The 24491-nt window shown below is 54.2% G+C and carries 18 protein-coding genes; 10 read left to right on the top strand and 8 right to left on the bottom strand.

The window, feature by feature from the left end:
* Positions 1–56: 56 nt before the first annotated feature.
* Positions 57–2063 carry a TonB-dependent receptor family protein gene (locus CPH17_RS17870; RefSeq protein ID WP_231898121.1) on the bottom strand — a complete coding sequence of 669 codons (2007 nt, stop codon included), beginning with the start codon at positions 2061–2063 and terminating at the stop codon, positions 57–59.
* Between the two features lie 316 nt (positions 2064–2379).
* On the opposite strand from CPH17_RS17870, the gene CPH17_RS17865 reads away from it, so the two are divergent.
* Positions 2380–2553: a YqaE/Pmp3 family membrane protein gene (locus CPH17_RS17865; RefSeq protein WP_074395551.1), complete on the top strand. Its 174-nt coding sequence runs from the start codon at positions 2380–2382 to the stop codon at positions 2551–2553.
* A 61-nt stretch (positions 2554–2614) separates the two neighbouring features.
* Here the strand turns inward: CPH17_RS17865 and CPH17_RS17860 are convergent, their stop codons facing one another.
* Together CPH17_RS17860 and CPH17_RS17855 are read right to left on the bottom strand one after the other, a co-directional pair.
* Positions 2615–3094, bottom strand: coding sequence for a nucleoside deaminase (locus tag CPH17_RS17860; protein ID WP_096300622.1), 480 nt, complete (start codon positions 3092–3094; stop codon positions 2615–2617).
* Positions 3095–3146: 52 nt separating this feature from the next.
* Entirely contained in the window at positions 3147–4409 is a 1263-nt protein-coding gene (locus CPH17_RS17855) for a dicarboxylate/amino acid:cation symporter (protein ID WP_096300620.1), read from the bottom strand.
* Positions 4410–4770: 361 nt separating this feature from the next.
* Here CPH17_RS17855 and CPH17_RS17850 point away from each other — a divergent pair, with 361 nt between their 5' ends.
* Both CPH17_RS17850 and CPH17_RS17845 read left to right on the top strand, forming a co-directional pair.
* Positions 4771–5526, top strand: coding sequence for an SDR family oxidoreductase (locus tag CPH17_RS17850; RefSeq protein WP_096300618.1), 756 nt, complete (start codon positions 4771–4773; stop codon positions 5524–5526).
* A gap of 228 nt (positions 5527–5754) precedes the next feature.
* On the top strand, positions 5755–5961 hold the full coding sequence (locus CPH17_RS17845) for a cold-shock protein (RefSeq protein WP_074395547.1): 207 nt from the start codon (positions 5755–5757) through the stop codon (positions 5959–5961).
* A 101-nt stretch (positions 5962–6062) separates the two neighbouring features.
* Here CPH17_RS17845 and CPH17_RS17840 read toward each other — a convergent pair whose 3' ends face one another.
* Complete coding sequence (locus CPH17_RS17840) at positions 6063–6929, bottom strand: putative RNA methyltransferase (protein ID WP_096300616.1); 867 nt, start codon at positions 6927–6929, stop codon at positions 6063–6065.
* A gap of 224 nt (positions 6930–7153) precedes the next feature.
* On the opposite strand from CPH17_RS17840, the gene CPH17_RS17835 reads away from it, so the two are divergent.
* The 3 genes from CPH17_RS17835 to CPH17_RS17825 are packed head-to-tail and all read left to right on the top strand — an operon-like array spanning position 7154 to position 10199.
* A complete protein-coding gene (locus CPH17_RS17835; protein ID WP_231898047.1) occupies positions 7154–8158 on the top strand; it encodes an ABC transporter substrate-binding protein in 1005 nt (334 codons plus the stop codon).
* Entirely contained in the window at positions 8152–9150 is a 999-nt protein-coding gene (locus CPH17_RS17830) for a FecCD family ABC transporter permease (protein WP_096300614.1), read from the top strand. Before CPH17_RS17835 ends, CPH17_RS17830 begins: the two co-directional genes overlap by 7 nt.
* Before the next feature lie 59 nt (positions 9151–9209).
* Positions 9210–10199: a FecCD family ABC transporter permease gene (locus CPH17_RS17825; RefSeq protein WP_441316776.1), complete on the top strand. Its 990-nt coding sequence runs from the start codon at positions 9210–9212 to the stop codon at positions 10197–10199.
* A 76-nt stretch (positions 10200–10275) separates the two neighbouring features.
* Here CPH17_RS17825 and CPH17_RS17820 read toward each other — a convergent pair whose 3' ends face one another.
* Positions 10276–12417: a TonB-dependent receptor gene (locus tag CPH17_RS17820; RefSeq protein WP_096300610.1), complete on the bottom strand. Its 2142-nt coding sequence runs from the start codon at positions 12415–12417 to the stop codon at positions 10276–10278.
* A gap of 276 nt (positions 12418–12693) precedes the next feature.
* On the opposite strand from CPH17_RS17820, the gene CPH17_RS17815 reads away from it, so the two are divergent.
* Both CPH17_RS17815 and CPH17_RS17810 read left to right on the top strand, forming a co-directional pair.
* Positions 12694–13539 carry an ABC transporter ATP-binding protein gene (locus CPH17_RS17815; RefSeq protein WP_096300608.1) on the top strand — a complete coding sequence of 282 codons (846 nt, stop codon included), beginning with the start codon at positions 12694–12696 and terminating at the stop codon, positions 13537–13539.
* A 10-nt stretch (positions 13540–13549) separates the two neighbouring features.
* A complete protein-coding gene (locus tag CPH17_RS17810) occupies positions 13550–14500 on the top strand; it encodes a sucrase ferredoxin (protein WP_096300606.1) in 951 nt (316 codons plus the stop codon).
* Between the two features lie 44 nt (positions 14501–14544).
* On the opposite strand, the gene CPH17_RS17805 is transcribed toward CPH17_RS17810, so the two are convergent.
* Both CPH17_RS17805 and CPH17_RS17800 read right to left on the bottom strand, forming a co-directional pair.
* Positions 14545–16692, bottom strand: a complete 2148-nt coding sequence (locus CPH17_RS17805; protein ID WP_096300604.1) for a TonB-dependent siderophore receptor — start codon at positions 16690–16692, stop codon at positions 14545–14547.
* A gap of 157 nt (positions 16693–16849) precedes the next feature.
* On the bottom strand, positions 16850–18694 hold the full coding sequence (locus tag CPH17_RS17800) for a putative bifunctional diguanylate cyclase/phosphodiesterase (protein ID WP_096300602.1): 1845 nt from the start codon (positions 18692–18694) through the stop codon (positions 16850–16852).
* Positions 18695–19330: 636 nt separating this feature from the next.
* On the opposite strand from CPH17_RS17800, the gene CPH17_RS17795 reads away from it, so the two are divergent.
* Both CPH17_RS17795 and CPH17_RS17790 read left to right on the top strand, forming a co-directional pair.
* Positions 19331–20050: a Crp/Fnr family transcriptional regulator gene (locus CPH17_RS17795; protein WP_074395532.1), complete on the top strand. Its 720-nt coding sequence runs from the start codon at positions 19331–19333 to the stop codon at positions 20048–20050.
* A gap of 198 nt (positions 20051–20248) precedes the next feature.
* Positions 20249–20968 (top strand): Crp/Fnr family transcriptional regulator, encoded by a 720-nt coding sequence (locus CPH17_RS17790; RefSeq protein WP_096300600.1) that lies wholly within the window; start codon positions 20249–20251, stop codon positions 20966–20968.
* A gap of 220 nt (positions 20969–21188) precedes the next feature.
* Here the strand turns inward: CPH17_RS17790 and CPH17_RS17785 are convergent, their stop codons facing one another.
* Positions 21189–24395 (bottom strand): type I restriction endonuclease subunit R, encoded by a 3207-nt coding sequence (locus CPH17_RS17785; protein WP_172898705.1) that lies wholly within the window; start codon positions 24393–24395, stop codon positions 21189–21191.
* Positions 24396–24491 lie beyond the last annotated feature (96 nt).

The following is a 24491-nucleotide window of genomic DNA, read 5'->3' as shown; positions in this document are numbered from 1 at the left end:
CGGGCGGCCCCTCATTGTTAACACTGGGGCCGCCCGTTTTTTTGCTTATGACGTTTTTAAAAACTGATTTCTACCCCGCCATAAACACTGCGCCCCGACGCGGGTTCGTAGAAACGGCCAAAGGTGCCGTTTAGGCGCACGTTGGCATAATGCTCTTCATCGAATAGATTGCGCACGCCAACATACGCATTTAGACGGGTATCGCTTCCCAACTGCCAGCCATCTCCCACGCGCAAGTTCACCAGCCAGTAGCTATCGACCTCAGTTGCGTTGGCATTGTCCGCCACCATACCGCCCGTGTACTGGGTTTCCAGCGTGGCAAAGCGCTCATCAAAGCCTTCCCAGGTTAGCTGGTTCACCCAGGTTTGCTCGGGCAAGCCAGGGATGCGATTGCCATCAAAGCGCTCCGAAGGCGTAGCAAACTGGTCAAACTCGTAGCGTGCCAGCGTTAAGGCGCTATCCAGCCGCCACTGATCGGCTAACTGCCAGCCCAGCGCCAGCTCAATCCCGTCACGGTCGGTATCGCCAGCGTTTTGGTAGAAAGTACGCCCTCCGCTCTCTTCTTCGTAAGGCACCAGTTCATCGTCCACGCGCACCGAAAACAGCGTGAGGTCATAATCCATTGCCAAAGGCGCAACGTAACCACGTGCACCGACTTCACGGTTCCAGGCTTTTTGCGGCTCAATGGCCGCGTTAAAACCACCACCCGCCGGGTTGGCAAACTCTGAAAACGTGGGTGTTTCAAAGGCGGTACCGGTGTTCACATAGACTTGATGCTGCGGGCGGTAGCGATAACTCAGCCCTGCCGAGCCACTCCACTCGTTAAAGGTTTTTTCTCCACTTTGATCGCCACCTTCATCGTCCAGATAGCGGTCATCTATTTCTAATTCCACCCGGTCAAAGCGCGCGCCCAGAGACAACGTTAGCTGATCGCTCAACGCCAAGTCGCCCTGAGCGAAAGCGCCGGTCGAGGTTGCCGATTGGGTTTCTTCGGCCGCCTGCTCACCGACGACGCCCTGAGGGTTCACGTCGTTGCGGAAACGCTCGTCATCCTGTTGGGCCACCTCTAAACCTGCGATATAGCTCAGCGGCAAGTCGCCCAACGTCACCTCGTGGTGGTACTCAGCGCTCGCGCCCAGGTAATCCCGCTGATAGCCCAGGCGGCTGTCGCCGACATAGGGCAGTTGCTGCTCAAAATCACGCTGGGAGATAAACCCTTTAAGGTAAAGTTCGCCAGGGCCTGCGGCCAGATCTTCGTACTGTAATCCCAGTAGTTGCTGGTCCACGTTCTGCCCGGCGTCTAGGGCGAGCGAATTGGGCGCTGCCTGGTCGCGGCCTTCTGCCACTTCGCCCGCGTTCAGTGCACCGGGATCTTCCGAACGTGGGTTATCTAATAGATTGATGATGGCGGTTAATGCGCGTTCGCTGCCCAGTTCACGGCGCAACTTGGCATTTAATAGGTACTTTTCGGAAGAGCTTTGCTCTCGATAACCATCTACATTCAGCGCTGAAAGGCTAACGTGGTGAGACCAGTCCCCTTGACGCCCGCCGGTTTGCAACGCTGTTTTGCGATAACCATCGCTGCCTACTTCGGCGCGCAGGCTTGTACCGGGCTTATCGCGGCCGTCACCAGTGGTCACATCAATCACGCCACCCGCTGCGTTGCCGTAGAGCACCGACGACGGGCCTCGAATCACTTCGATACGCTCGGCGCTGTCTAAATCAATCGCATCCAACTGCGCCTGCCCATCCGGCAGCGTATAGGGAATACCGTCAACCATGATCGTAATACCGCGCACGCCAAAAGGCGCGCGGGCCCCAAAGCCACGAATGGCAATCCGTTGGCCTTGGGCGAAATTATCGCGGTTTTGTAAAAACACGCCGGGCACCCGCACCAGCGACTCATCCAGCCTAACGCGCTGTTGGCCCTGGGCGATGGCGTCGCTCTCCAACGTGGAAACAGCGGCAGGCGTCGCGTAAAGCTCGCGGGCAAGACGGGGAGCCGTCACCTCAAGCGTGGCCATTTCCGACTCATTCGTCTGCGCCCAACTTGGGCCGGCCATTAAGCCGCCCGCCACACAAACCGTAGTGATGGTGAGTCTTTTCACAGGGGTCCCTCCCGGGGTATTGATAAACATGTGTATAACAATGATGTACAACCAGACGGAACGATTTTGCGCAGCATGCGTCACATCACTACGTTGGCCTCGATAGAAGCGCTGACTGTGTCTACACTTGTAATGGCTTTTGCTACCGCTATTGCAAAAGCGCTTGTTATCGTTCTTGTATAAGTACCATTCAAGTACTTATTAAAGTGCTCATGTGCGCAATGACGAAAATGGACATAAGCACTAATACCCTGAAAGCAAAGGAGGCTTCATGGCGTTTACCGCGACTGACCCGATCAAAATGATTTTTGCGGTCATTTTACCGCCCCTCGGTGTATTCTTTGAGGTGGGTCTTAAAGGACATTTCTGGCTCAACATCATCTTGACGTTGTTTGGCTTTGTGCCCGGCATCATCCACGCGTTTTACGTGATATTGAAGCACTAGCTTTTCCCTTGGTAACGATTAAAAAACCGCCTGAGCCTGCGCTCAGGCGGTTTTTTTATATTCAGCTGAGACCCGCATGCCGACGCTGGTGCAGTGCATGAACCTTTTCATCCCACCCGGCTACCGGCCCTTCTACCGTAAGGCCTGGCACTACCTGTTGAATGGGTAAGGTCGCCACCGGTGGCGGTGCCACGCCTAGCTCAGCGAGCCAGTTGCTCAGTTGCTTTGAGGAACTGGCGTACACAATACGCCCAAGCCCTACCCAGCCATGGGCCGCGGCACACATCGGGCAATGCTCCCCGGAGGTGAACACCGTGGCCTGCGTCCGCGCCTCTGGCGTCATGTGCTGAGCGGCCCAACGCGCCAGGGCGAATTCAGGGTGCTGGGTGGAATCGCCGCCGGCAATGCGGTTGCGATCCTCAGCCAGCACCTCGCCATCGCCACTAACCAGCACGCTACCAAAAGGCTCATCCCCGGCGTTTAGCGCCTCTTCAGCGAGCGCCACGGCCCGTTCAATGAAGGGTATTTCTCGATCATCCATCTTGGCAGTTCCTGTCTATTTACGGGCCTTTCATTTACGAGCCTTCTCTCAACTAACTGTTCGCTGCCGCCGACGCTTCGTCAACAGATTGCTCGCTCAACTGTTCGCCTTCGCTGCGGGCGATAACCGACGTGCCGACCAAATCTCCCGTGACGTTCAGTGCCGTGCACCCCATGCCGACCAGAGCATCAATGGCGGTTAACAGCGCGACGGTTTCAATCGGCAGCCCCACCTGGGCAAATACCGTGGCAATCATGATAATGCCTGCGCCGGGCACCCCTGCCGTGCCCACCGAGACCAACGTCCCGATCAGCACAATCTGCACCATGCTGATGAAATCCAGCGGTGCGCCAATCACGTTAGCCGCAAATACCGCTGATATCGCGATACGAATCGCCGCACCATCCATGTTTAAGGTGGCCCCAAGCGGCAGACTGAAGCCATAAATACTTTTGGAAATCCCCAAACGACGAGCCGCATTGACCGTGATGGGTAAGGTGCCAGAACTACTTTGGGTGGCAAATGCAGTTAACATGGGCGTGCGCGCCTCGCGGAAGAAATTGCGTAGCTTCACTCCAAACAGACGCATGACACCGCAGTAAATCAGCAGTTGAGCACCCAGCGCGATGTACAGCACAACCACCATATCTCCCAACGATAGCAGCGTTTCCAATCCCTGCTGACTCACCGTTTCGGCGACAATCGCAAACACGCCTATGGGCACGTAGTGCAACACCCCAGCCATTACTTTGAGCGTGACCTCGTTGAGAGACTCAATTACCTCATACAGCCGCTCGCCCATGGCATGCTGGCGCTCTGACTGGCGCATTTTGAGCAGCGCAATCCCAAACACCAGCGCAGTAAAAATAATCCCCAGCATATTGAGTTCGGAGAAGGCACCGATAATATTGTTCGGCACGATGTTCAGCAGTGTATCGACAACGCCTGGGTTTTCCGGCACCGAGAAGCTGGCATCATCATCCAGCGTCATCCCGCTGCCTGGGCTAAACAGCGCCGCAACGGTTAAGCCCACCATAATCGCCAGCGCCGAGGACGCCAGGTAATAGCCGAGCACTTTTCCGCCGATGCGACCTGCACTGCCCTCTCGGGATTGGTTAACGCCCACCATCAGGGTAAACAACACAATGGGCACGATCAGGAACGTCAGCAGCCGCAGCAGCAGGTCACCCAGTGGCGCCAGCCAGGCCGCCACTGTCTCGCCACCGACAAGCCCGACGACAACCCCAAACACCAGCGCAATGGTGACGCGTAAAATCAATGACGCCTCAAAATAGGCTTTCCATATGCGTTTCATTGCGTGTCCTTTAACAGGATTGAATATGTTATTGATTTTAACATTATAAGCACGCTCATTATTATATCAGTAGCGCTCGACGGTCTTGCTGTAAACCACAGCATCGCTCTTCAATGACATATAAATTACCTCGCCTACGGTTACCGGCATCGTGGCCAAACAAAGGCAGCCGTTATCACCACGAGAGTAATATATATACTTTACGGCCCAACCTCCCAAACCTACTCCTTCAAGCAATAGGATTAGGCAAAACTGCGATAGGATCGCCGCTATTGCTACTTGCTGCCGCTCGCTAATCTTCTCCAGGTACTTATCCCCACCAGTGCTTATTTCCAGTACTTATCGATAAGAGGATGATCAAATGGCGATTTCAACTACCCCTTCATCTACACCCTATCCATCAAAAGTTATCTTATTAACCGGTGCCAGCAGCGGTATCGGTGAAGCGACGACTCGCTGGCTTGCAGGCCAAGGGCACCGCCTCATCATCGGCGCACGTCGTACCGACAGGCTGGAAGCACTGACCGAAACTCTGCGCGCAGAAGGCGGCACGGTGGATTATCGGGCGCTGGATGTGACTAACCTCGAGGATATGCAGGCATTCGCGGATTTCGCTATCAATCTGTATGGCCGCATTGATGTCATTATCAACAACGCGGGCATTATGCCGCTCTCACCGTTGGCATCGCTTAAAGTCGATGAGTGGAACCGCATGATCGACGTCAACATTCGTGGCGTACTCAACGGTATCGCTGCCACTCTACCCATCCTGCAAGCTCAGGAAAGCGGACAAGTGATCAACGTATCCTCTATCGGCGGGTTCACCGTCGTCCCAACCGCTGCCGTGTATTGCGCCACCAAATATGCCGTGCGCGCCATTTCGGATGGATTACGCCAGGAAACCGACAATATCCGTGTTAGCTGTGTTTATCCCGGCGTGGTGGAATCAGAACTGGCTAATACCATTACTGACCCAGAGGCCGCCGAAGCCATGGTGACGTATCGTCAGATTGCCCTAAAGCCCGAGGCCATCGCCTCCGCCATTGCGCATGCCATCAACCAGCCCGATGACATCGATACCAGCGATATTGTCGTACGCCCTACCGCGAGTCGTTAACCCAGCACCAGTCAAAAGCTCAGCGCCTATAAAAATAATTGCGAAACCCTTTGACCTAACATCCAATCCATGACACTGTGTCGTCAGTGGTTAGCAAGCAGCATGGTTTCAGAAGTGTACGATCTTTATTCGGCAGCCTGACATTGTATTCCTTGTTTCACCCGCTACTTCAATCTGGGTAATACCAGGAACTTTATTAAGGCGCTATTGCGCGAAAGGATCTACATCATGGCAACTGGCACAGTTAAATGGTTTAACGACACTAAAGGCTTCGGTTTCATCGCTCCTTCTGACGGCGGCGACGACCTCTTTGCTCACTTCTCTGAGATTCAAGCCGACGGCTTCAAATCTCTTCAAGAAGGCGCTAACGTTTCTTTTGACGTTACCCAGGGCAAGAAAGGCCTACAAGCCTCTAACATCAAGCAAACTTCCTAACATCCGTTAGCAGTTTGTCCGAATCTTCGGATTCGACTCCAAGGCCCGCTTATGCGGGCCTTGTTGTGTTTGGAACATACAAACATCGCGTTTAACGCCCGCTAAACGCACTCCCACCGCACGATACGCACGTCTACCGTTAATATGATTGACCTAAGCACAGCCGCTTTCTCACGACCTTCTGTCGTGGCGCGATAAAAATGTGGCGTCATCACCAACAAATCAGCAATGGCTTCCGCATCGCTGAACGTCAGCGCATAGCGCAAGGCCTGTGCGTCCAACTGCGTGAAACCCTCTGGCCACTCAGGCTCACTAAAACGCTCTGCCTTTAACGTCGGATAGATAATATCGCGCAATTCGCGCAAATGATCCGGCCCCGCCTCAACCTGAATTAACACACCGCCCGGTTTGAGCACACGAGCAAATTCCCGATATACCGGGAAACCGAACATGCATAGCACGCAGTCGAGCGACGAGCTCTGCACGGGCAAGTTGGCGTTACTGCCCACCACCCAACTGCTTTGCGGTGTCTGCTTGTTATCCTGCTTAGCCGCCGCCTGCACCGCCCATTTGGAAATATCCAGCCCCATCAGCGCCAACGGCTTCTCGCGCGAAACCGCATTGGCCAATGCCCTAAGGTAATAGCCGTCACCACAGCCGGCATCCAGGCAACTAAGCCCCGCGTCATGGCTCGTTTCATGCTTGGCATGTTCAAAAACCGCGAGACTCACCGCGTCGGCGATAGGTTGGTAGCACCCGGCATTAAGAAAGCGACGTCGCGCGGCCACCATTGTTTTGCTATCGCCAGGGTCACTGGAGCGCTTGTGCTGAACGGGCAGCAGGTTTACATAGCCTTGCTTGGCAATGTCGAAGCTATGCCCCGCTGAGCATCGCCATGCACTGCCCGACGGCGTTAGCGGTTCGCCATCTAACGGGCAGGCCAGCGCCTGGAAAGGAGAAATACTCATGCCGATAGTGCCTATATAAGAGAAGTGCCGAGGTGCCCGGCATGGTAACCCACACTCGCAAAAAAGATAGCGGTTGGTTAAGTAGACACTTCTCAATTGATAACGATTTGTATTAAATCCAGCATCATGCCATCATTTACAACCTGTATTGCCCGTTGGGCTTAGACACGACTTCATCATTTCCCCGCGCACTCCTTGAAAGCCGCGCCCGCCAGGAAGCTGGAATGACGCCCCATCCAATACACCGCTATGTGCTGCTCATAATGCTGCTAGGCAGCATATCGCTCAGCGCTAATGTATGTGCCGCTCGCGACGTTCCGGATAACCATCTCATAGTTAATGATACAGGCGATGCTCTTCTTCCCCCTGCGCCACATCGTATTGTCACCCTTTACCAAGGTGCTACGGACAGTGCCGTGGCGCTAGGCATCACGCCTATCGGGGTCGTCGAATCCTGGCTGGAAAAGCCTATGTACCGTTACTTGCGTAATACCCTGTCCGATGTGGAGTATGTGGGCCTGGAAACCCAGCCTAATCTGGAGAAAATCGCTTGGCTTAACCCTGATCTGATCGTCGGCACGCGCTTTCGACATGAGCGGGTTAGTCCGTTGCTGGAAAAAACGGCGCCAACCGTCATGGCAGGCCCTGTATTTGATTTCAAAGCGAGCCTTTCACTCATCGCCGAGGCCACCGGGCGGGAAGATCGTGCCCAAAGACTGCTGGAGGAATGGGATCAACGCGTGGCGGATTTTCGCCATAGAATGCGGCGCTCGGGCATTACTTGGCCTCATGAAGCCGCCGTGGTGCGCTTCAAAAGTGACCACCTACGTATTTATTCTTCGGGGTTTGCCGGTTCAATTCTGAGAGAGCTGGGGTATGAACAGCCTGACGCGCTACACGATCAAGGCTGGGGAATGAAGCTGACAAGTGAGGAAAACATTCCGGTCATCAACGCCGACGTCATTTTTGTGATTCTGGAGCCCGACGACCCGGCCATTCTGGAAAACTACCAACACTGGACATCGCATCCTCTATGGCAGCGGCTGGACGCGGTACAAAACGAACGAGTATTTGAAGTCGATACGGTAAATTGGATCATGGGGGGCGGCATTCTGGCGGCGAATGCCATGTTAGATGACCTCTATGTCCATTACGACCTGGCGCCCGCTCCGTCAGCGGTTACATGCCGCGCACGCAAAAGAGGCAGTAAGGAGCGTGCTGAATGCTGAGCGGTCACATCGCCAAAAGCGTGGGGCTATCCATGGGCATACTGGTCATGCTGGCGGCTTTTATGACAAGTGTCATGCTGGGCCCTACTGATATAACGCCTGCCAGCTTGTTGGCCTCTATGACCCGCTATGACCCAACACAGGTGGCCCACATTATCTTGCGCACTGAACGCTTGCCCCGTGCACTCGTCGCTGTTTTGGTCGGGGCAAGCCTGGCCATTGCCGGGGCGCTGATGCAAACCATGACGCGCAACCCTTTGGCCTCCCCAGGTATTTTGGGCATTAATGCTGGGGCGATGTTTTTTGTTGTCGTTGCCGTGTCGTTACTGCCGCTGCATACGCCAGCAAGCTATGTCTGGGCGGCGCTATTAGGCGCTTTGGTTGCTGCAGCGCTGGTGATTATACTCAGCCGCGGGCGTCAGGGTGAATTCCCACCGCTGCGCGTATTGCTCGCAGGCGTGGCCGTCACCGCGATGTTTGTCTCGTTTAGTCAAGGGCTACTAGTTATCGACCAGCAAAGCTTCGAAAGCGTTTTGTACTGGCTTGCTGGCTCCGTTTCGGGCCGCGAACTTTCATTGGTAACGCCCCTGCTACCGCTTTTCGGTGTTGCCCTGCTGCTGTGCGCCTTGCTTGTAAGGCACGCCAATGCCCTCATGCTGGGCGACGATATGGTCGCCGGACTGGGCATGCGCGCGGCCACCATCAAGCTATTACTGGGCTTGGTCGTAATTTTACTGGCAGGAAGTTCGGTCGCACTGGCGGGTATGATCGGCTTTGTCGGTTTGATCGTGCCACATATGGCGCGCAGCCTGTTTGGGGTCGACCATCGATGGCTACTGCCAGCCTGCGCACTGCTCGGGGCAAGCCTGTTGCTGTTAGCCGATATTGCCTCGCGCTTGTTAATGCCGCCTCAAGAGGTGCCCGTGGGCATTATGACCGCGCTGATTGGCACGCCGTTCTTTATCTATCTGGCGCGTCGGCAGCAGGCTTAATGATGAACACCTCATCGCTTGTGAAGCGCCACGACTACCTGACCGATAAGGCGCAACCGATGCGCTACAGAGCCATTATTGGGCTGCTTTCGCTGCTTCTAGTTGCCAATATGGGATTGTCGCTCAGCCTGGGCAGTTTTCCGACACCGTTTGCAAACGTGCTGCACGCGCTCGTTTCACCGCAAAAAAGCGACATTACGTTTATTGTCTGGGAATTGCGTTTACCGCGTATCGTGCTGGCCGTATTGGTGGGCGCTGCGCTGGCGATTGCTGGCGCGATTCTTCAGGGGATAGTACGTAACCCGCTCGCCTCGCCTGATGTTATCGGCATCACGAGCGGTGCCTCAATGGCGGCGGTGGCGTTCCTTGCCCTATTAAGCACTCACCTAAGTAGCCAATGGCTTCCGGCTGCAGCCTTTAGCGGCGCGCTTTTGGCCGCACTGCTGGTGTTCTCTTTAGCCTGGAAAGGCGGCGTTAGCCCGTCGCGAATGGTGCTGGTAGGCATCGGGCTTTCCGCCGCCATGGGTGCGGCAACGACGCTATTGATTGTAATAAGCGATGATTCTGCCGCCATGGTGGCCTACGTGTGGCTCACCGGCAGCCTCTACGCCGCCCAGTGGCAGGATGTATGGGGCATACTGCCCTGGTTACTGGTCGCCGTTCCGCTATGCCTTGGCTATGCGCGGCATCTCGATACCCTGGCACTTGGCGATTTAGTGGCACAAGGGCTCGGGGTAAGCCTATTAAGAAGCCGGTTGGTATTGATGGCATGTAGCGTGGCACTGGCAGGCGCCGCGGTCGCCTTTGCAGGCGGTTTAAGCTTTGTAGGTTTGATGGCACCCCATATAGCCGCCAAACTGGTGGGTCGTCACTTTGTAAGACTGGTACCGGCGTCCGGCTTAATCGGCGCCTTGATCGTGCTTAATGCGGATCTGATTGGCCGGGTAGCCTTTTTACCGAGTGATCTACCCGCCGGTATTTTCGTTTCCGGTATCGGTGCTCCCTTTTTCGTTTACTTGTTATATAGAACACGCCAACGCCGTTATTAAGATGATCATCAGTGAATAAAAAACGGCACCCAATTAGGTGCCGCCAATCAGCTACTAGCTAAGAACACTTTCGCGCTTAGAAATCCAGTTTATAGCCCAGCGTCAAGGTGCGTCCCTGACCGGCGAAATAGCGCTCATCGTTCACCAGCGCGCTTTGCGAATAGTAGGTCACATACTGCTCATCAAGCAGGTTAGATACGCCTACATTGACTTGACCAACGGGAAGTTGATAGCCCACGGCGGCATCCATCAGCAGATAGCCATCAAACTCACGGTTGGCTTCATCGAAGGTTTCATCAAAGGCGTAGTTAGCCTGCACAAAGGTGGAAAGGTCATCGGTCCAGTTGGCCGACCAACTGGCGGTCAGGCGATCGGGTGAGACGTCCAACCCTGATAATTTGGCATCTAAATTGCCGTCGTCGTTGCTGTCATAGCGCCCTTCCATACGTGAGTAGGCTAAGCGGCCAGCGTGCTGATCGTTAAACTGATAATCTACCGATGCCTCAATGCCTTTAATCTCAGTCTCCTGGCGCTGCATAAAGAAGACATCATCCACTTCTGTGAGACGGCTACCGAAGTCTGAAGCCGACTCGTAATAGTTAAGTTCAGCCGCTAAGCGTCCATTCTCGAAACGCACCCCGGTTTCAATGTTATCGGTGACTATTGGGCTCAGGTTTTCAATATTGTTGACCGTTTGATTAGGGGCACTGATTCCTCTCAATGCACGGCCAACATCAGGGATAGAAAACCCTTCGGCGTAATTAGCGAACAGGCTCCAGTGGTCAACAGGCTTCCACACCGCACCGAAGTTATAAAGCGTTTCATTAAAACTGGGGGCGCCACCTTCGACAGTAACGCCATTATTAGCGGCAACCGTTTGATAGCTATTGATATCCAGCTTAGCGTATTCGTAGCGAGCACCAGCGGAAAGCTGCAGAGAATCAATCGGCCGAAGATCAACTTGTAAGAATGGAGACAGGTCAGTGTATTCGCTGGGCGGCACGTAGGTGCGATCGGATTGGTATAGATACTGCTCGGTTTCATCGAACAAGGTATCAAAACCAACCGTCATCTTCAGGCGCTCATCCCAGAGGTCATCTTTCGTCAGCGAGACCTTGGTACCAAACTTGCTGGTGGCTGCCATGGTTTGGTCATAAAAAGTCCCCTCGGGCGCTATCGCCGGATCTTGGAACGTCGGAGAGTTGGTCGCCCCGAACAGCGACTCGTAATCTTGATAAAACGCCTGAGCACTCAAACGCATACCGGCTAAATCATAGTTGTCGTAACTTAGCCCGGTCGTCCACACTCGGTTGTAGGGCGCATCCCCTTCTGGGGTGCCCCGCTCTGATGTCGTCACCACGCCATTAGCTCGGTCGCCGGTAACGCTGACGTAGTTATTGTGGTTTTCGATATTGTAGTGGTTCAGCGTGAATTGCAGGCGCTGGTTATCATCAAACCAATAAGCCAACTTGCCTAAAATATCGAGTGAGCGAGCATCCATCAGGTCGCCCTGTGTGTTGTCCACCCCGACAGGATCTCCATTGCCATCTAAGAACAGTCCCTGATCTTCAAGGCTGGCCGAAAACAGATAATCTACATCGCCACTATTACCGCTCACCCCATAGCTGGTTTTGTAGCCAATCGTGTCGCTGTCAAGCTTACTGGTGGGCGTAGTTACCTGAGCTTCAACGTGCTGATTAAACGACCCTGGCTCTGGACGTTTAGTGATCAAGTTGATAACGCCACCTGCCGCCCCAACCCCATTGGTGGCGTTGGCACCTTGAATCACTTCGATCTGCTCCACCATGGAAAAATCGATGACATGGGCTTCACGCCCGGTGGGACGCAATGGATTGGACTGTGGAATGCCGTCAATTAGGATGAGTGGCCGTCTGCCACGCAGTGTCTCACCGCTGCCACTCATTTTTTGGCGGCTGGGTGAGTAGGACGGCAACAGGTTGCTCAAAATTTGTGAAGAGTCGCTGGTGATTTGCAGCTGCTTATTAATCTCTTCCTCGCTTATGGTACGCACTGTTTGAGGCGAGTCTTCTTTGGATGCATCGGTACGTGAAGCGGTTATCACCATTGCCTGATTCGAGTCCCCCCGCCCGCTTTGGGAGTCAGTGGACGTTGTTTCCTGAGCATGCCCATGAGTGGCCGCTATTAATCCTGCTAGCGTTACTGTCGGCCAAAATACTTGGCGTTTGCTGGCTTGCATGTTTTTCTTATCCCCCTTGGATGAGTGAAGGTTCCCCACAAAACATAACGCGCATCTAAATGATAATGATTATATTATGCATATTAAAAGAAAAAGATCTACCAAATGGAACGAATCGTTCGGTATGACGAAATCCTCTCCATATCTATTAATGTGCCTTGACTGGCTGTTTGATACGCTCCACAAGCAATGACATAGTGGCTGGTAGTAAATATTGAAAATGAGAATATTTTGTCTTACGGTGCGACCTGCGTTGATGACTGGTGAGCCCTATCCATGCCCTTTTCTTTAGCCCCCCATGCCCGTTTAACGGGGGCCAACCTTTATGCTGGCTACGAATCACGTCACGTGCTCAATGGCGTGAACCTGGCGGTGGCAGAGGGAAAATTGACGGTACTGCTGGGCCCTAATGGCAGTGGTAAATCAACGCTGTTAAAAACGCTGGCCCGAACGCTCACACCCAGCGCTGGGCATGTGTATCTGGATGGCAAAGATATTCACCGTCGCAACACCCGCGAGGTGGCAACGCAGTTAGGCATCCTTCCTCAGGGCCCCATCGCGCCAGAGGGACTCACCGTGAATCAATTGGTGGCCATGGGGCGTTTTCCTCACCAGCGACTATGGCAGCGTGACGCGCGCAAGGATGCCAATGCCATTAGCGAAGCCATGGCGTATACCAATGTGACGGATTTCGCTGAACATAGTGTTGATACACTTTCCGGCGGACAACGCCAACGCTGCTGGATCGCGATGGTGCTGGCCCAACAGACCGATTTGATCCTGCTTGATGAGCCCACTACGTTCCTAGATCTCAAGGTACAGGTCGATCTATTGGAACTGCTTTCCCGCCTCGCGCACGAGCACGGTCGCACCTTGTTATTGGTCCTCCACGACCTGAATCTGGCCGCCGCCTACGCCGATCACCTAGTGATGATGCGCGATGGCCGCATCGTGACAAGCGGTACGCCCAGTGAGGTATTTACCGCTGCAAACCTCAAGCACGTTTTTGATCTGGACGCCCACGTTATGTACGACCCGGAAAACGGCCGTCCGCTATGTATCCCGCGTGCCCGACCTGCTTCCAACACCAAGAAAGCCAGCCAGAGCCGGGGGGCTTTATGAGCCATCGCTTATGAATCATCACTTTTGTGCCGACCTGAGTCGCGAGCAGGGAGACCCACTTGCGGGCAGTGCCGCCCATGCTGAACGCCACCTGTTGATTAGTTGGCCCCGCTCGAAATGGCAGCGCAAGCTGCGTCACGCCAGCGATATGGACGATACGCTCAAACAAACGCTGGATGCTATTGCGGATAACGGTCTGCGCATCAACCTTATCCAGCAATCGGGCATGGATACGCACCAGCATCAGGTGTTTCTGATGCCCGAACGACGGCGCTTTCGGGTGGCACGGCATCAGTTAGGAAGCTTCTTAACCGCGCTACAAGCGGGCAATCGCCTGGCTCGCTGGGAGCAATTTCCGCTCAAAAACGATCTAGTGCTCTGTTGTACTCACGGCAAAAAGGACAAATGCTGCGCGAAATACGGCTATCAGACGTACAAGGCGCTGGTAAAAGCCGTTACCGAGCATCACCTGCCGTTCGAGGTATGGGAAAGCAGCCACCTGGGAGGCTGCCGTCTCGCCGCCAGCCTTATCCTGCTCCCACAGGTGCGTAAATACGGGCGTATTAGCCCCGACCAGACGCTGCCCTTCTTACACGCCGAAGCAAAAGGTCAGCGTTACCTGCCCGGCTACCGCGGTGACTCCCGCCTCACGCCCGTCCAGCAGTGTAGCCAACTGGCGGCGCTTACCCATTTAAGCAGCGATGACGAGCAGCCCCACCTCACGCTGCGGAAAGAAACAGGCGACGAGCAGGAACGCTGGCTACACTGGCAGTGGCAACGCAGTGACAATCAAGGCGAGCTCAGCATACGCTGCCAAGCTACTACCATCATGCGCGTGGATACCTGCGCCGACCTTGAGCAAGGCCCCACCGAAAGCGTTGTGTGGCAGACGGTTGAGGTGACGTGTGGCGAATCGCTTAGCGGCCCACTCTCTGTGCCCTCGCACCCACAGTCATCATAAAAAAACCCGGCGATTAAGCCGGGTTTTGATCGTGAATCAATGGGTTACCAATTATATTTCAGGCTGCCCACGACGCTGCGGGAGGCACCGTAGTAGCAGTAATAGTCACAACCGCTAACGTACTTTTCGTCAGTCAGATTGTTGACGTTCATTTGGGCTGTCCAGTTATCGTTGATATCGTAACTGGCCATAGCGTCGTATAGGGTTGCAGACGACACTTCTCGGTCAATGCCGCTATCCGCACTGGGCACTGTCTCCCCCATATAACGCACGCCGCCGCCGACCGACAAACCGGATAGATCTCCGGCGAAGTCGTAATCCAACCAAGCTGACGCCATGTGGTAAGGCACAAACGGCGCGCGTTCATCTCGCTGTGCATCGTTCACATCGTATCGGGTATCGGTATAGGTGTAAGAGGCTGTCAGTTTCAGGTTATCGGTGAGATAGCTCACACCCTCGACCTCCACACCTTGCGAGCGCCGCTCGCCTACTTGCTCCTGTACAGGTGCACCGGTGGAGATCAACGTATTTTCTTCTTCAACATCAAAAGCCGCTAAAGTCAGGTAGCCATCAAAGTTTAGCGGTGCGACTTTAAGACCCGCTTCCATTTGACGACCTTCCAGTGGCTCATAGCTCTCCCCATCAGGTCCAATCCCTGCGACCGGTGTAAAAGACTCGCTGTAACTTAAGTACGGCGATACGCCATTGTCGCCTAAGTACATTGCCCCCGCGGTAAGCGAGAGCTGCTCGTCATCGTAGCCTTCGCTTGAGCGACCGCTGCTGTCGCTGAAATCGTCGCTACTTTCAACTGTGTCATAACGAGCGCCCGCTAGGAATATCCATTTATCGGCTATGCGTAGTTGGTTCTGCGCGTAAACACCCAACTGGTTGCGCTCTACCTCATGACGAGTAGGATCACCAGTATCAGGTGCCGTAAACGCACTATAATCAGGGTTGAATAAATCGACCGTATCAATACTTGTGAAATAAGACGACCCATCGCCCAACGTACGGAAACTGTCGGCATTAGCGTAATCAAGATTCAACTCTTGATAACCCGCACCCAGCAATAGCGTGTTCTCAGTGTTATCGGTGTAAGTTCGTGCGATAAAGCGATTATCGATATTAAAGGCATCATAGTCGCCATCACGATCTACCACACCGCGAGTGATATCGCGTGGAGGCGTTATATAGGAATCTGGATAGACGGTTCGCAATTCCAGATCCAGACGGCTATAGCGGGCGTTCTGCTGAAACTCCCATGTATCATTAAGCTGATGCTCTAGCTCGTAGCCAAATGAGGTCTGTTGCTGTTCAACTTTATCGTAATCCGGCTGGCCTAAATTGGTATCGCGGTCGATTTCACCAAAGGGCGTACTGTTCAACGTGCCATAGGCGGGGAAAAAGCCGGTCGTCGGCACCCCTTCGTCTTTTTGGACGCTGGCGAGGAAGGTTACCGACGTATCCTCGGAGAGATCCACTTCCAGGCTAGGTGCAAAGTAGTAGCGTTCCTTCTCGCTGCCTTCCAACTCGCCTTCACCATCACGGTAAAGGCCGACCATGCGATAGCGCATGTCATCACGCTCACCAACCGGCCCTGACACATCAATACCAACTTGGCGATGATCCTGGTTACCCGCTTCAATCTCGAGCGTGCCCTGCGCTTCATCGGTAGGACGTTTGCTGATGGCATTGATAACGCCACCAGGAGGTGCCTCGCCATATAGGATTGACGCAGGTCCTTTCAGCAGGTCAACACGTTCAATGCCAAAAGGCTCATTCATCCACCAAAAGTAGCCACCAGAGCGGAAAAGCCGCAAGCCATCTTGATAGGTCGAATTCTCTGCGCTGAAGCCGCGTAGGAAGAACCAATCGGTATTGTTGTCGTCACCATAAGGTTGAGAAACCACACCAGAGCGATACTGGAAGGTTTCGTCGTACTTATTGACAGCACGGGTTTCTAGTTCTTCAGCATCGACTGTTGAGATAGCCCGCGGTGTTTCAACCTCGGGCGTATCTACCTTCAGCGCCGTGGCGGTAACCACCGTGGTGCCGTTATCAACGTTCTCTTCTTCTTGGGCAAGCACGGCGAGCGGAGCTATGCAGAGCATACCACCCAGCGATAAGGTCAATGAACGTCGCACTGCGGCAGCGAGTGGTACGCGCGCGAAGGGAATAGCGTTCCGGAGCATGAAGAGGGCCTCGAGGATGAGAAGGAAGATATAATTTTATTGTAAAGCGAATGATACGAATTTTTATTACGCTTAACAATGAGAACTAAATCTTAAAGGCCCACTAGCTTTATCGGTAGCTTAGAACATCCCTCGCATTACTCAAATCGCATCGCTTTCAAAGCTTGGCACCTGGAGAGAAAGCAAGCGCTCGATGACGCTGCCCCCAACCGTGCTGATCAGGAAGGAGTAATGCCCGGAATTCGGTTGATGACAGCGGCCGACTAAACAAAAAGCCCTGGGCACCGTTGCAGCCTTGGGATTTGAGCTGGTCGTGCTGTGCTTGAGTCTCGACGCCTTTCGCAATAACCCGCAATGCCAAATTCTGGCCTAGGTTGATGAGCGCCTTGGTGAAACTGGCATTTCCTGGATTGTCGAGCATGTCATTAATGAAACAGGCGTCAATATTAAGCGTATCAATTGGAAAGCACTTTAAGTGCTTCAGACTGGCACTCCCAGCGCCGAAATCATCAATGGCGATACGTATTCCCAAGCGACTCAACTCGGCTAACGTTGATATCGCAACGTCAACATGATGATGCATTAAGCTGATCTCGGCCACTTCCAGTTCCAGGTAACGTGCTTCTATCCCTGTCTCAGCGAGGATTTGGGTAATACGGGCGGGCAGTGTTTTGTCGCTTAATTCAATGGCCGACATATTCACCGCTATGGGCACAATCTCCACGCCCTCCTCGCGCCAAGCTTGTAACTGACGACAGGTTTCGAGCAACACCCATTGGCCGATCGGTATGATGAGCCCGCAGGCTGCTGCGACAGGAAGAAATACCGAGGGCTGCATGAGCCCCAGTGTCGGATTGCGCCAGCGAACCAGTGCCTCGGCACTACACAGGTACCCGGTAGCGATATCTATCTTGGGCTGAAAGTCGAGAAACAGGCTATTTCCCTGCAGAGCCAACTGCAATTGGGACTCAATATGAGTGTACTGCACCATCAAGGCGGTCATATCAGCCCTGAACATCTGGTAGTGATTAACACCGCTATTCTTTGCATGATACATGGCTGTATCGGCATTATTCAGCAGCGTATGGCCATCGATGCCGTGGTCAGGGTAGAGGCTGATTCCGATACTGGTGGTAACGTTTAGCACATGGTTGCCGATATGGTACGGCTTGGCTAACGCAGCAAGAATTTTCTCGGCAATCCTAGCGGCATCCTGTGGCTTTTCAATTTCGCTCAGCAATACCACGAACTCATCACCCCCCTGGCGGCAAACTGTGTCCGTGTCGCGAATACATTCACTGAGTCGCCCCGCAACCGACTGTAACAGGCAGTCGCCTATGGCATGGCCGAGAGAGTCGTTGATGGCTTTAAACGCATCAAGATCCAAGTATATCAAGGCGACCTGATGGTTATGCCGTTTTGCCAGCCCAATAGCCCGCGAGAGACGCTCCGAGAGCAGAACACGATTGGCTAACCCAGTCAGGCCATCGTGTTGGGCCTGATAGGCCAGCTTCGCCGACTGGGTAGGTGACTGGCAGGCATCATGAAATACGATCACGGCACCTGTGACACAGCCGTTGCGGTCATGAATAGGCGCAGCCGAATCCTCTATCTCCAACTGACTTCCATCCTGGCGAATCAACACGCAATTCATGGCGAGCCCAACGGTACGGTTCTCTTCCATAGCGCGCAGCGCCGGGTTGGTGGCCGTCTTAAGCGTCTGCCCATCAATTAACGTAAAGACCTCAGCCAAGGGTTTGCCGAGCGCCTTAATGCTCGACCACCCGGTCAGTGCTTCAGCGACTCGGTTCATATAGGTAACCCGACACTCAAGGTCGGTCGTCACGACGGCATCGCCGATCGAGTTTAACGTCACTTGGGCCCATTCGGTGGCGGCCTGCAGGGCAGCTTCAGCATCACGCAACCGAATGTCGGCATGTTTTTGCTCGGTAATACCTTCAAACGTCTGAACGTCATCTTTTTGATAGCTGCCGTTCTGCATAGTCGCTCCCCTTCATGCGCAGGGCCTCTGTTTTAAAACTAGGCCTCTTACTTTTTAATCTTCTGAATGGCGTTTTCCGCTGGTGATTATCGATGCTTTTTTTCAACCATAAGGGGGTTACAAGCCCTTGCTCTGTGCGCAAGCGAACGCATGGCGCATTTTTCAATGCGGTCATGCCCAAAGCGTCGCTATCCCTCTCAATAGGCACTATTGCTCATTAAATGCACAACAGATAGCCCGAATGGGTGAATGACACTAGAGCGGTATTCGGTATTGACGATATTAGAAAGGAGGCGCTGCGTTCCCTGCAGCGCAAAGTGCAACATCCTGTTTAGGCATGTCCGTTGCCGCACTTAGGATGCATACTAGGAAATACAGCGGCAGCTGACCGTGCGCTGGCGAACATGGATGATGAAATATTCACAAGGCTACATTTGTCTAATATAAGAACGATTTGTAAACCCGCTCACTCCCAGCTATGTGCGGTAGCGTACAGAGAGCCCCCCTAAGTAACCTATACTGAAACTAAATGTATCTCCCGACTGGGGGCGATACTCCCAGGTGCCTATCACGGCTACCTATGCAGGCAATTCGCGTCATGCTCTGCTCAACCGCTGGGGATTAGGAGAGGTGTCGATGTCTGAACCGCAGGATTTTCACCAAAATGCGTTGCTTAGGTTACTGCCAAAAGAAGAACTAGGACGTTTGTTGCCCCATCTTGAAAAGGTGCCATTGGTGCTGGGGCAATCGCTGTGTGAATCCGGTCAGCAAATGAGCCATGTCTACTTCCCACTTGATGCCATTGTCTCCCTACTCTGTGTGATGGAAAACGGCGCCTCGACGGAAATCGCTGTGGTGGGCCATGAAGGCGTAGTGGGTGTCTCGCTGTTCATGGGCGGTGAGACCACACCCAGCCGAGCGATCGTGCAAAGCGCTGGGAAAGCGTATCGTCTTAAGGGACAGGTACTAAAAAATGAGTTCTACCGCGCCGGGCCGATGCAGCGGCTGCTGCTGCGCTATACCCAGGCGTTACTAACACAAATGGCGCAGACCGCAGTATGTAATCGCCATCACAGTGTTGACCAGCAGCTATGTCGCTGGCTGCTGCTCAGCCTCGACCGACTATCGGGCGATGAACTGGTCATGACTCAGGAGTTGATCGCCAATATGCTGGGCGTTCGTCGCGAAGGGGTAACCGAATCCGCCGGCAAACTCCAGAAGGCTGGCCTGATCTCTTATCATCGTGGGCGGATTACTGTCACTAACAGGCCCGGACTTGAGGCACGTGTTTGCGAGTGCTACTCGGTAGTTAAGCGCGAATACGACCGCCTGCTCAATCAACATGCCGTGATATAAAGGGCTGAAAGGGGCCAACTGACAAGAAGTAACGATTACCGAGTTGTGTACGCTAGCGTGCCGACGCTTGGTTCACCCAATGTTAATATGAAGATGGACCGTCAGAAGATCGATGACGGCGTCTCGATCTGCAGCCGACATCAAAATGATTAGTACCGTCATTGTGCCGCTTGCCAGGTTATATAACCGGAGAGGCACATGACGTCTATTTTGCACGTTTCCGATGCCAATCAACTGCTAGCTAAACTGCCCACGGTCGAGCGGGATGCCTTTATGAGCGCCTGCGAAACCGTGGTGCTAACGTTTGGCGAAGTACTGGTCCAGCCCACAGAAGCCGTCAGCCACGTTTATTTTCCACTCGATAGCTTTATTTCACTGATCGTCATCCTCGACCCTGACAATCGCCTGGAAGTCGCCATGACGGGGCGAGAAGGCATGCTGGGAAGTTCCCTGGTGCTAGGCATCGACGAGGCACCGTTGCTCGCCCTAGTGCAAGGCGCGGGCTCGGCACTTCGCATGAGCGCCGCCAGCTTCCAACGGCTGCTACTCGACAGCCCCGTCTTGCATCAGCGTCTGAAGCACTACCTCTACGTCGTCATGAAGCAACTGGCCCAATCCACCGCCTGCATCCATTTTCATCAGATAGAGGCCCGCCTCGCCCGCTGGCTGCTGATGACCCAGGACCGCGCGCGCACGGACCAGCTGAAACTAACCCATGAGTTTCTCGCCATGATGCTCGGCGTCAGACGCGCCGGCATCACCATGGCGGCGATCGCCCTGCATACGCGCGGGCTGATCGGGTACCACCGCGGCGAAATCAAGGTGCTCGACCGCGCAGGCCTGATTGCCGCCGCCTGCGAGTGCTATAACGAAGACCGTGCGTTGTATGCGAAGATGATGACGCTCCCGCCTGCGTAGTCCTGACTCTCTGAGTCTCGTTCGCCCGCCTGCCGGATGACATATGGATCACCTGCTCAGGTGTCGTTCTGCACCAGATTTTTCCAGGCATTGATCATATAAACCTGCCTTCAATAGCATCGAATAGACGTTATTTGTTCTGCAGCGTTCATGACCGAAAAGTCTGTCACGCGGTATCCGTCACTTATCTATTACTATTGCTGCCACAAGAGTCGACAACTCAGTTGTTTGGATACTCATTATTCCCTGCCCTTCCTGCCAGCAACTTAAGAATCAACAGCGCGAACTGCCTACCGGTTTCCTCATCCTCCAGTAGCGGCATGGTGAGCTTTTCATGGTCGTTCATGGCATCCATTACGGCGTCCGTTACGCGTTTTGGAAACAGGCCGTGCATTACCTGGTGATCATCGTGATGGTTAATCTGGGCCATTACGGCGTCATCACGTTCGATGCGATCAGCAATGCCGTTGGCGAAGTGCAGCTTGTCTTCATCGCTGATATCCGCGCCATACAGGTCGTTAAGCCGTTCGATAATCTCATTGAGCTGCTGGGTTTCCGGATCGTGAGGCTTGCCAGAGCCAACCTCTGTAATCGGCTTCAGCCCATAGTCGCCTTCTTTTTCGCCTAGATTTAGCTGCTGCTCGGCGCGCTTGGTTAACCGGTAGCTATCCAGCGATAGCTCACTTACGTCGAGAGGATCACCTTCCAACAACCTATCAATGCGAAGCAGCGGATGGAGATGCTTGGCAAACACACACAGCTGCTCCAGCTCGGCGTCATCAAAGGAAATGATTTGACTGAGAAACTCATAAGTCCGCACGAAGCTTTGCAGGTTCTTGCGGAAGAGGTCGAGCTCGTCGCGGGTTTTGCCTGCATCCTCCAACTCCTGATCGGCACGCTTGCCTCCTGTTTCATCGCCCTTCTGCTCGGCCTGGCGGCGTTCCTCTTTCCATATTTCCTGCTGTTCTAGGATCACTTCATAACGTTTTTTGAAGCGCTCTTGCGCAGGCTTGCAGTGGTAACTCAGGCGTGACGAGGGTGCTTTGGGATCGAAAAAAGCGGTAGCGAACGCCTCCACCTCGGGCCAGTGATAGATGCCACTGGCGTCCAGGGTGCGCTTGATGTCATATACCACCTGCGGATCTGATACATCGGCCAGCGTTGCCTTGCGGTAATACGGCGCAAAGGCCTCGAGTATGTCCTTCGGCTCGTTGAAGAAGTCGAGAATAAACGTCTGCTTGCCAGGGAACAGCCGATTGAGCCGCGAGAGGGTTTGCACGCAATCCACGCCCTGTAGCTTTTTATCTACATACATTGCACACAGCTTGGGCTGATCAAAACCGGTCTGGTACTTGTTGGCGGCAATCATCACATTGAAATCGTCGGTGTCGAAAGCATCCGCCAAATCTCGCCCTCGCAAACCAGGGTTGAGTAGCTTGCTTGATTCACTCACCTCTTCAACGATCACTTCATCAGGCAGCACCGTACCCGAAAAGGCGACCAGCGGGTGCACATCGGTATAGCCTTTTGATTCCACGTACTGCCGCATAGCGAGCTGGTATCGCACCGCTTCCTGGCGACTAGCGGTGACCACCATGGCTTTCGCTTGGCCATCCAGCAGATGACGCACGTTAGCGCGGTAATGCTCCACAATGACTTCTACACGCTGGGCAATGTTGTAAGGGTGTAACCGCACCCACTTGGCCAAGGTGCGCGAGGCCTTTTTGGCATCCACCTCCTGCGCTTCGCCATCCGGATGTGCGAGCTTCCAGGCAGTACCGTAGGTAATGTAATTGCGCAGCACATCAAGGATGAAACCTTCTTCGATTGCCTGGCGCATGGAATAGAGGTGGAAGGGCTCGGGCTTGTTTTCCGCGCTCGGCGGCAAAGCTGGGTCGGCCACGCGACCAAACAGCTCCAGCGTTTTGGCTTTGGGTGTGGCCGTAAAGGCATAGTAACTAATGCTTTCGCTTGGTCGGCGCGAGGCCACTGCCGCATCCAGCATCATCTCTGCGCTGATGTCTTCATCATCACCCGCCATTTCACCTGCGGCGGCCAGCAGCGCTTTGAGCTTGGTGGCCGAACTACCGGTCTGCGAAGAATGGGCTTCATCCGCTATCACCGCGTAGTGGCCCTCGGCAAGCTGAGGGCGCTTGTCCAGCGCATCAAACAGCGCTGGAAAGGTCTGGATCGTGACAATAATGATACGCGTATTATTGGCAAGCGCGTCCGACAACTGCTCTGATTTGCTCTGGTTACCCACATCCCGGGTAATGGGACACACCACACCATGGGCATGCTCGAACTGGTAGATAGTGTCTTGCAGCTGGCTATCAAGCACCGTGCGGTCGGTAACCACAATCACTGAGTTGAAGCGCTTTTGCTGCCCGCTTTCGTCGTACAGGTTGGCAAGCTGATGGGCCAGCCAGGCGATGGAGTTGGACTTACCCGAGCCTGCGCTGTGCTGTACCAGGTAACGCTGGCCCGGAGGTTCCTGGTGAGTTGTGGCCACCAGTTGATTGACCACTTCCCACTGGTGATAACGCGGAAAAATAAGCGTTTCTTTGGTTTTTCGACGCCCGTAAAAGTCTTCACTGGTTTTCTTTTCAAGGTGCAGGAAGCGCCCCAAAATCTTGAGCCAGGCATCCGGTGAAAACATGCGCTCCCACAAATAGGTGGTCGCATAGCGGTTCTCGTCTTCCGGCAGTGGGTTGCCCGAACCGCCACCCTCAGTGCCTTGGTTAAAGGGCAGAAAGAAGGTGTCTTTACCCGCCAGCTTGGTAGCCATCGCCACCTCGGCCTGGCTGACGGCAAAATGCACCAGCGCGCCGCGCTTGAACGCCAGCAGCGGCTCGATCTTGCGGGTGATCGGGTCTTTCAGCGGGCGGTCATTACGATACTGACGCTTGGCGTTTTCTACCGACTGCTTGAACTCGCTTTTCAGCTCCAAGGTAGCTGTCGGGATGCCGTTGACAAACAGCACCAGATCCAAACGTGGGTTATAGCTTTGGATGCCCTGGCCTTTTTCTCGCGCATGCGGCGAATAAGACACCTCCGGCACCACGCGCAGGCGATTGGCGTGGTAGCGGGCAAGTGCTTCGGGGTTCATGGCATGGTCAGGTTTGAAACTGCACAGGTCAAACGTTACTCCCGGCACTTTGAAGCCATGGCGCAGCACTTCAAGCGTGCCCGCCCGTTCAAGCTCGCGGACCACCTTCTGGACGAAAACTTGTTCGGACGCTTGCGGGTTGGCCTTGCAGAACTTCTCCCAGCGCTCGGGCCAGGCATCCTGCACATAGCCCAACAGATCTTCAGTGTAGAGCGCTGATGTGCGGTCGTAGCCAGTGGCCGTGCCCACCCGCCAGCCATCAGCGGCCATGGCGTCAATGATGTCCTGCTGGAACCGGCCTTCCCTGCTGTCCGCCACGATAAGCACCCGAAGTTTAATCAATGTGCACAGACTACAACGAAGCCGAACAGAATGGAAAAACGGGTTCTACTACCCTTTCCCCTAAGGCGTTGA

Source organism: Halomonas sp. hl-4 (genome assembly GCF_900215475.1).
Lineage (GTDB): Bacteria > Pseudomonadota > Gammaproteobacteria > Pseudomonadales > Halomonadaceae > Vreelandella.
This window is presented reverse-complemented; position numbering and strand designations above follow the sequence as displayed.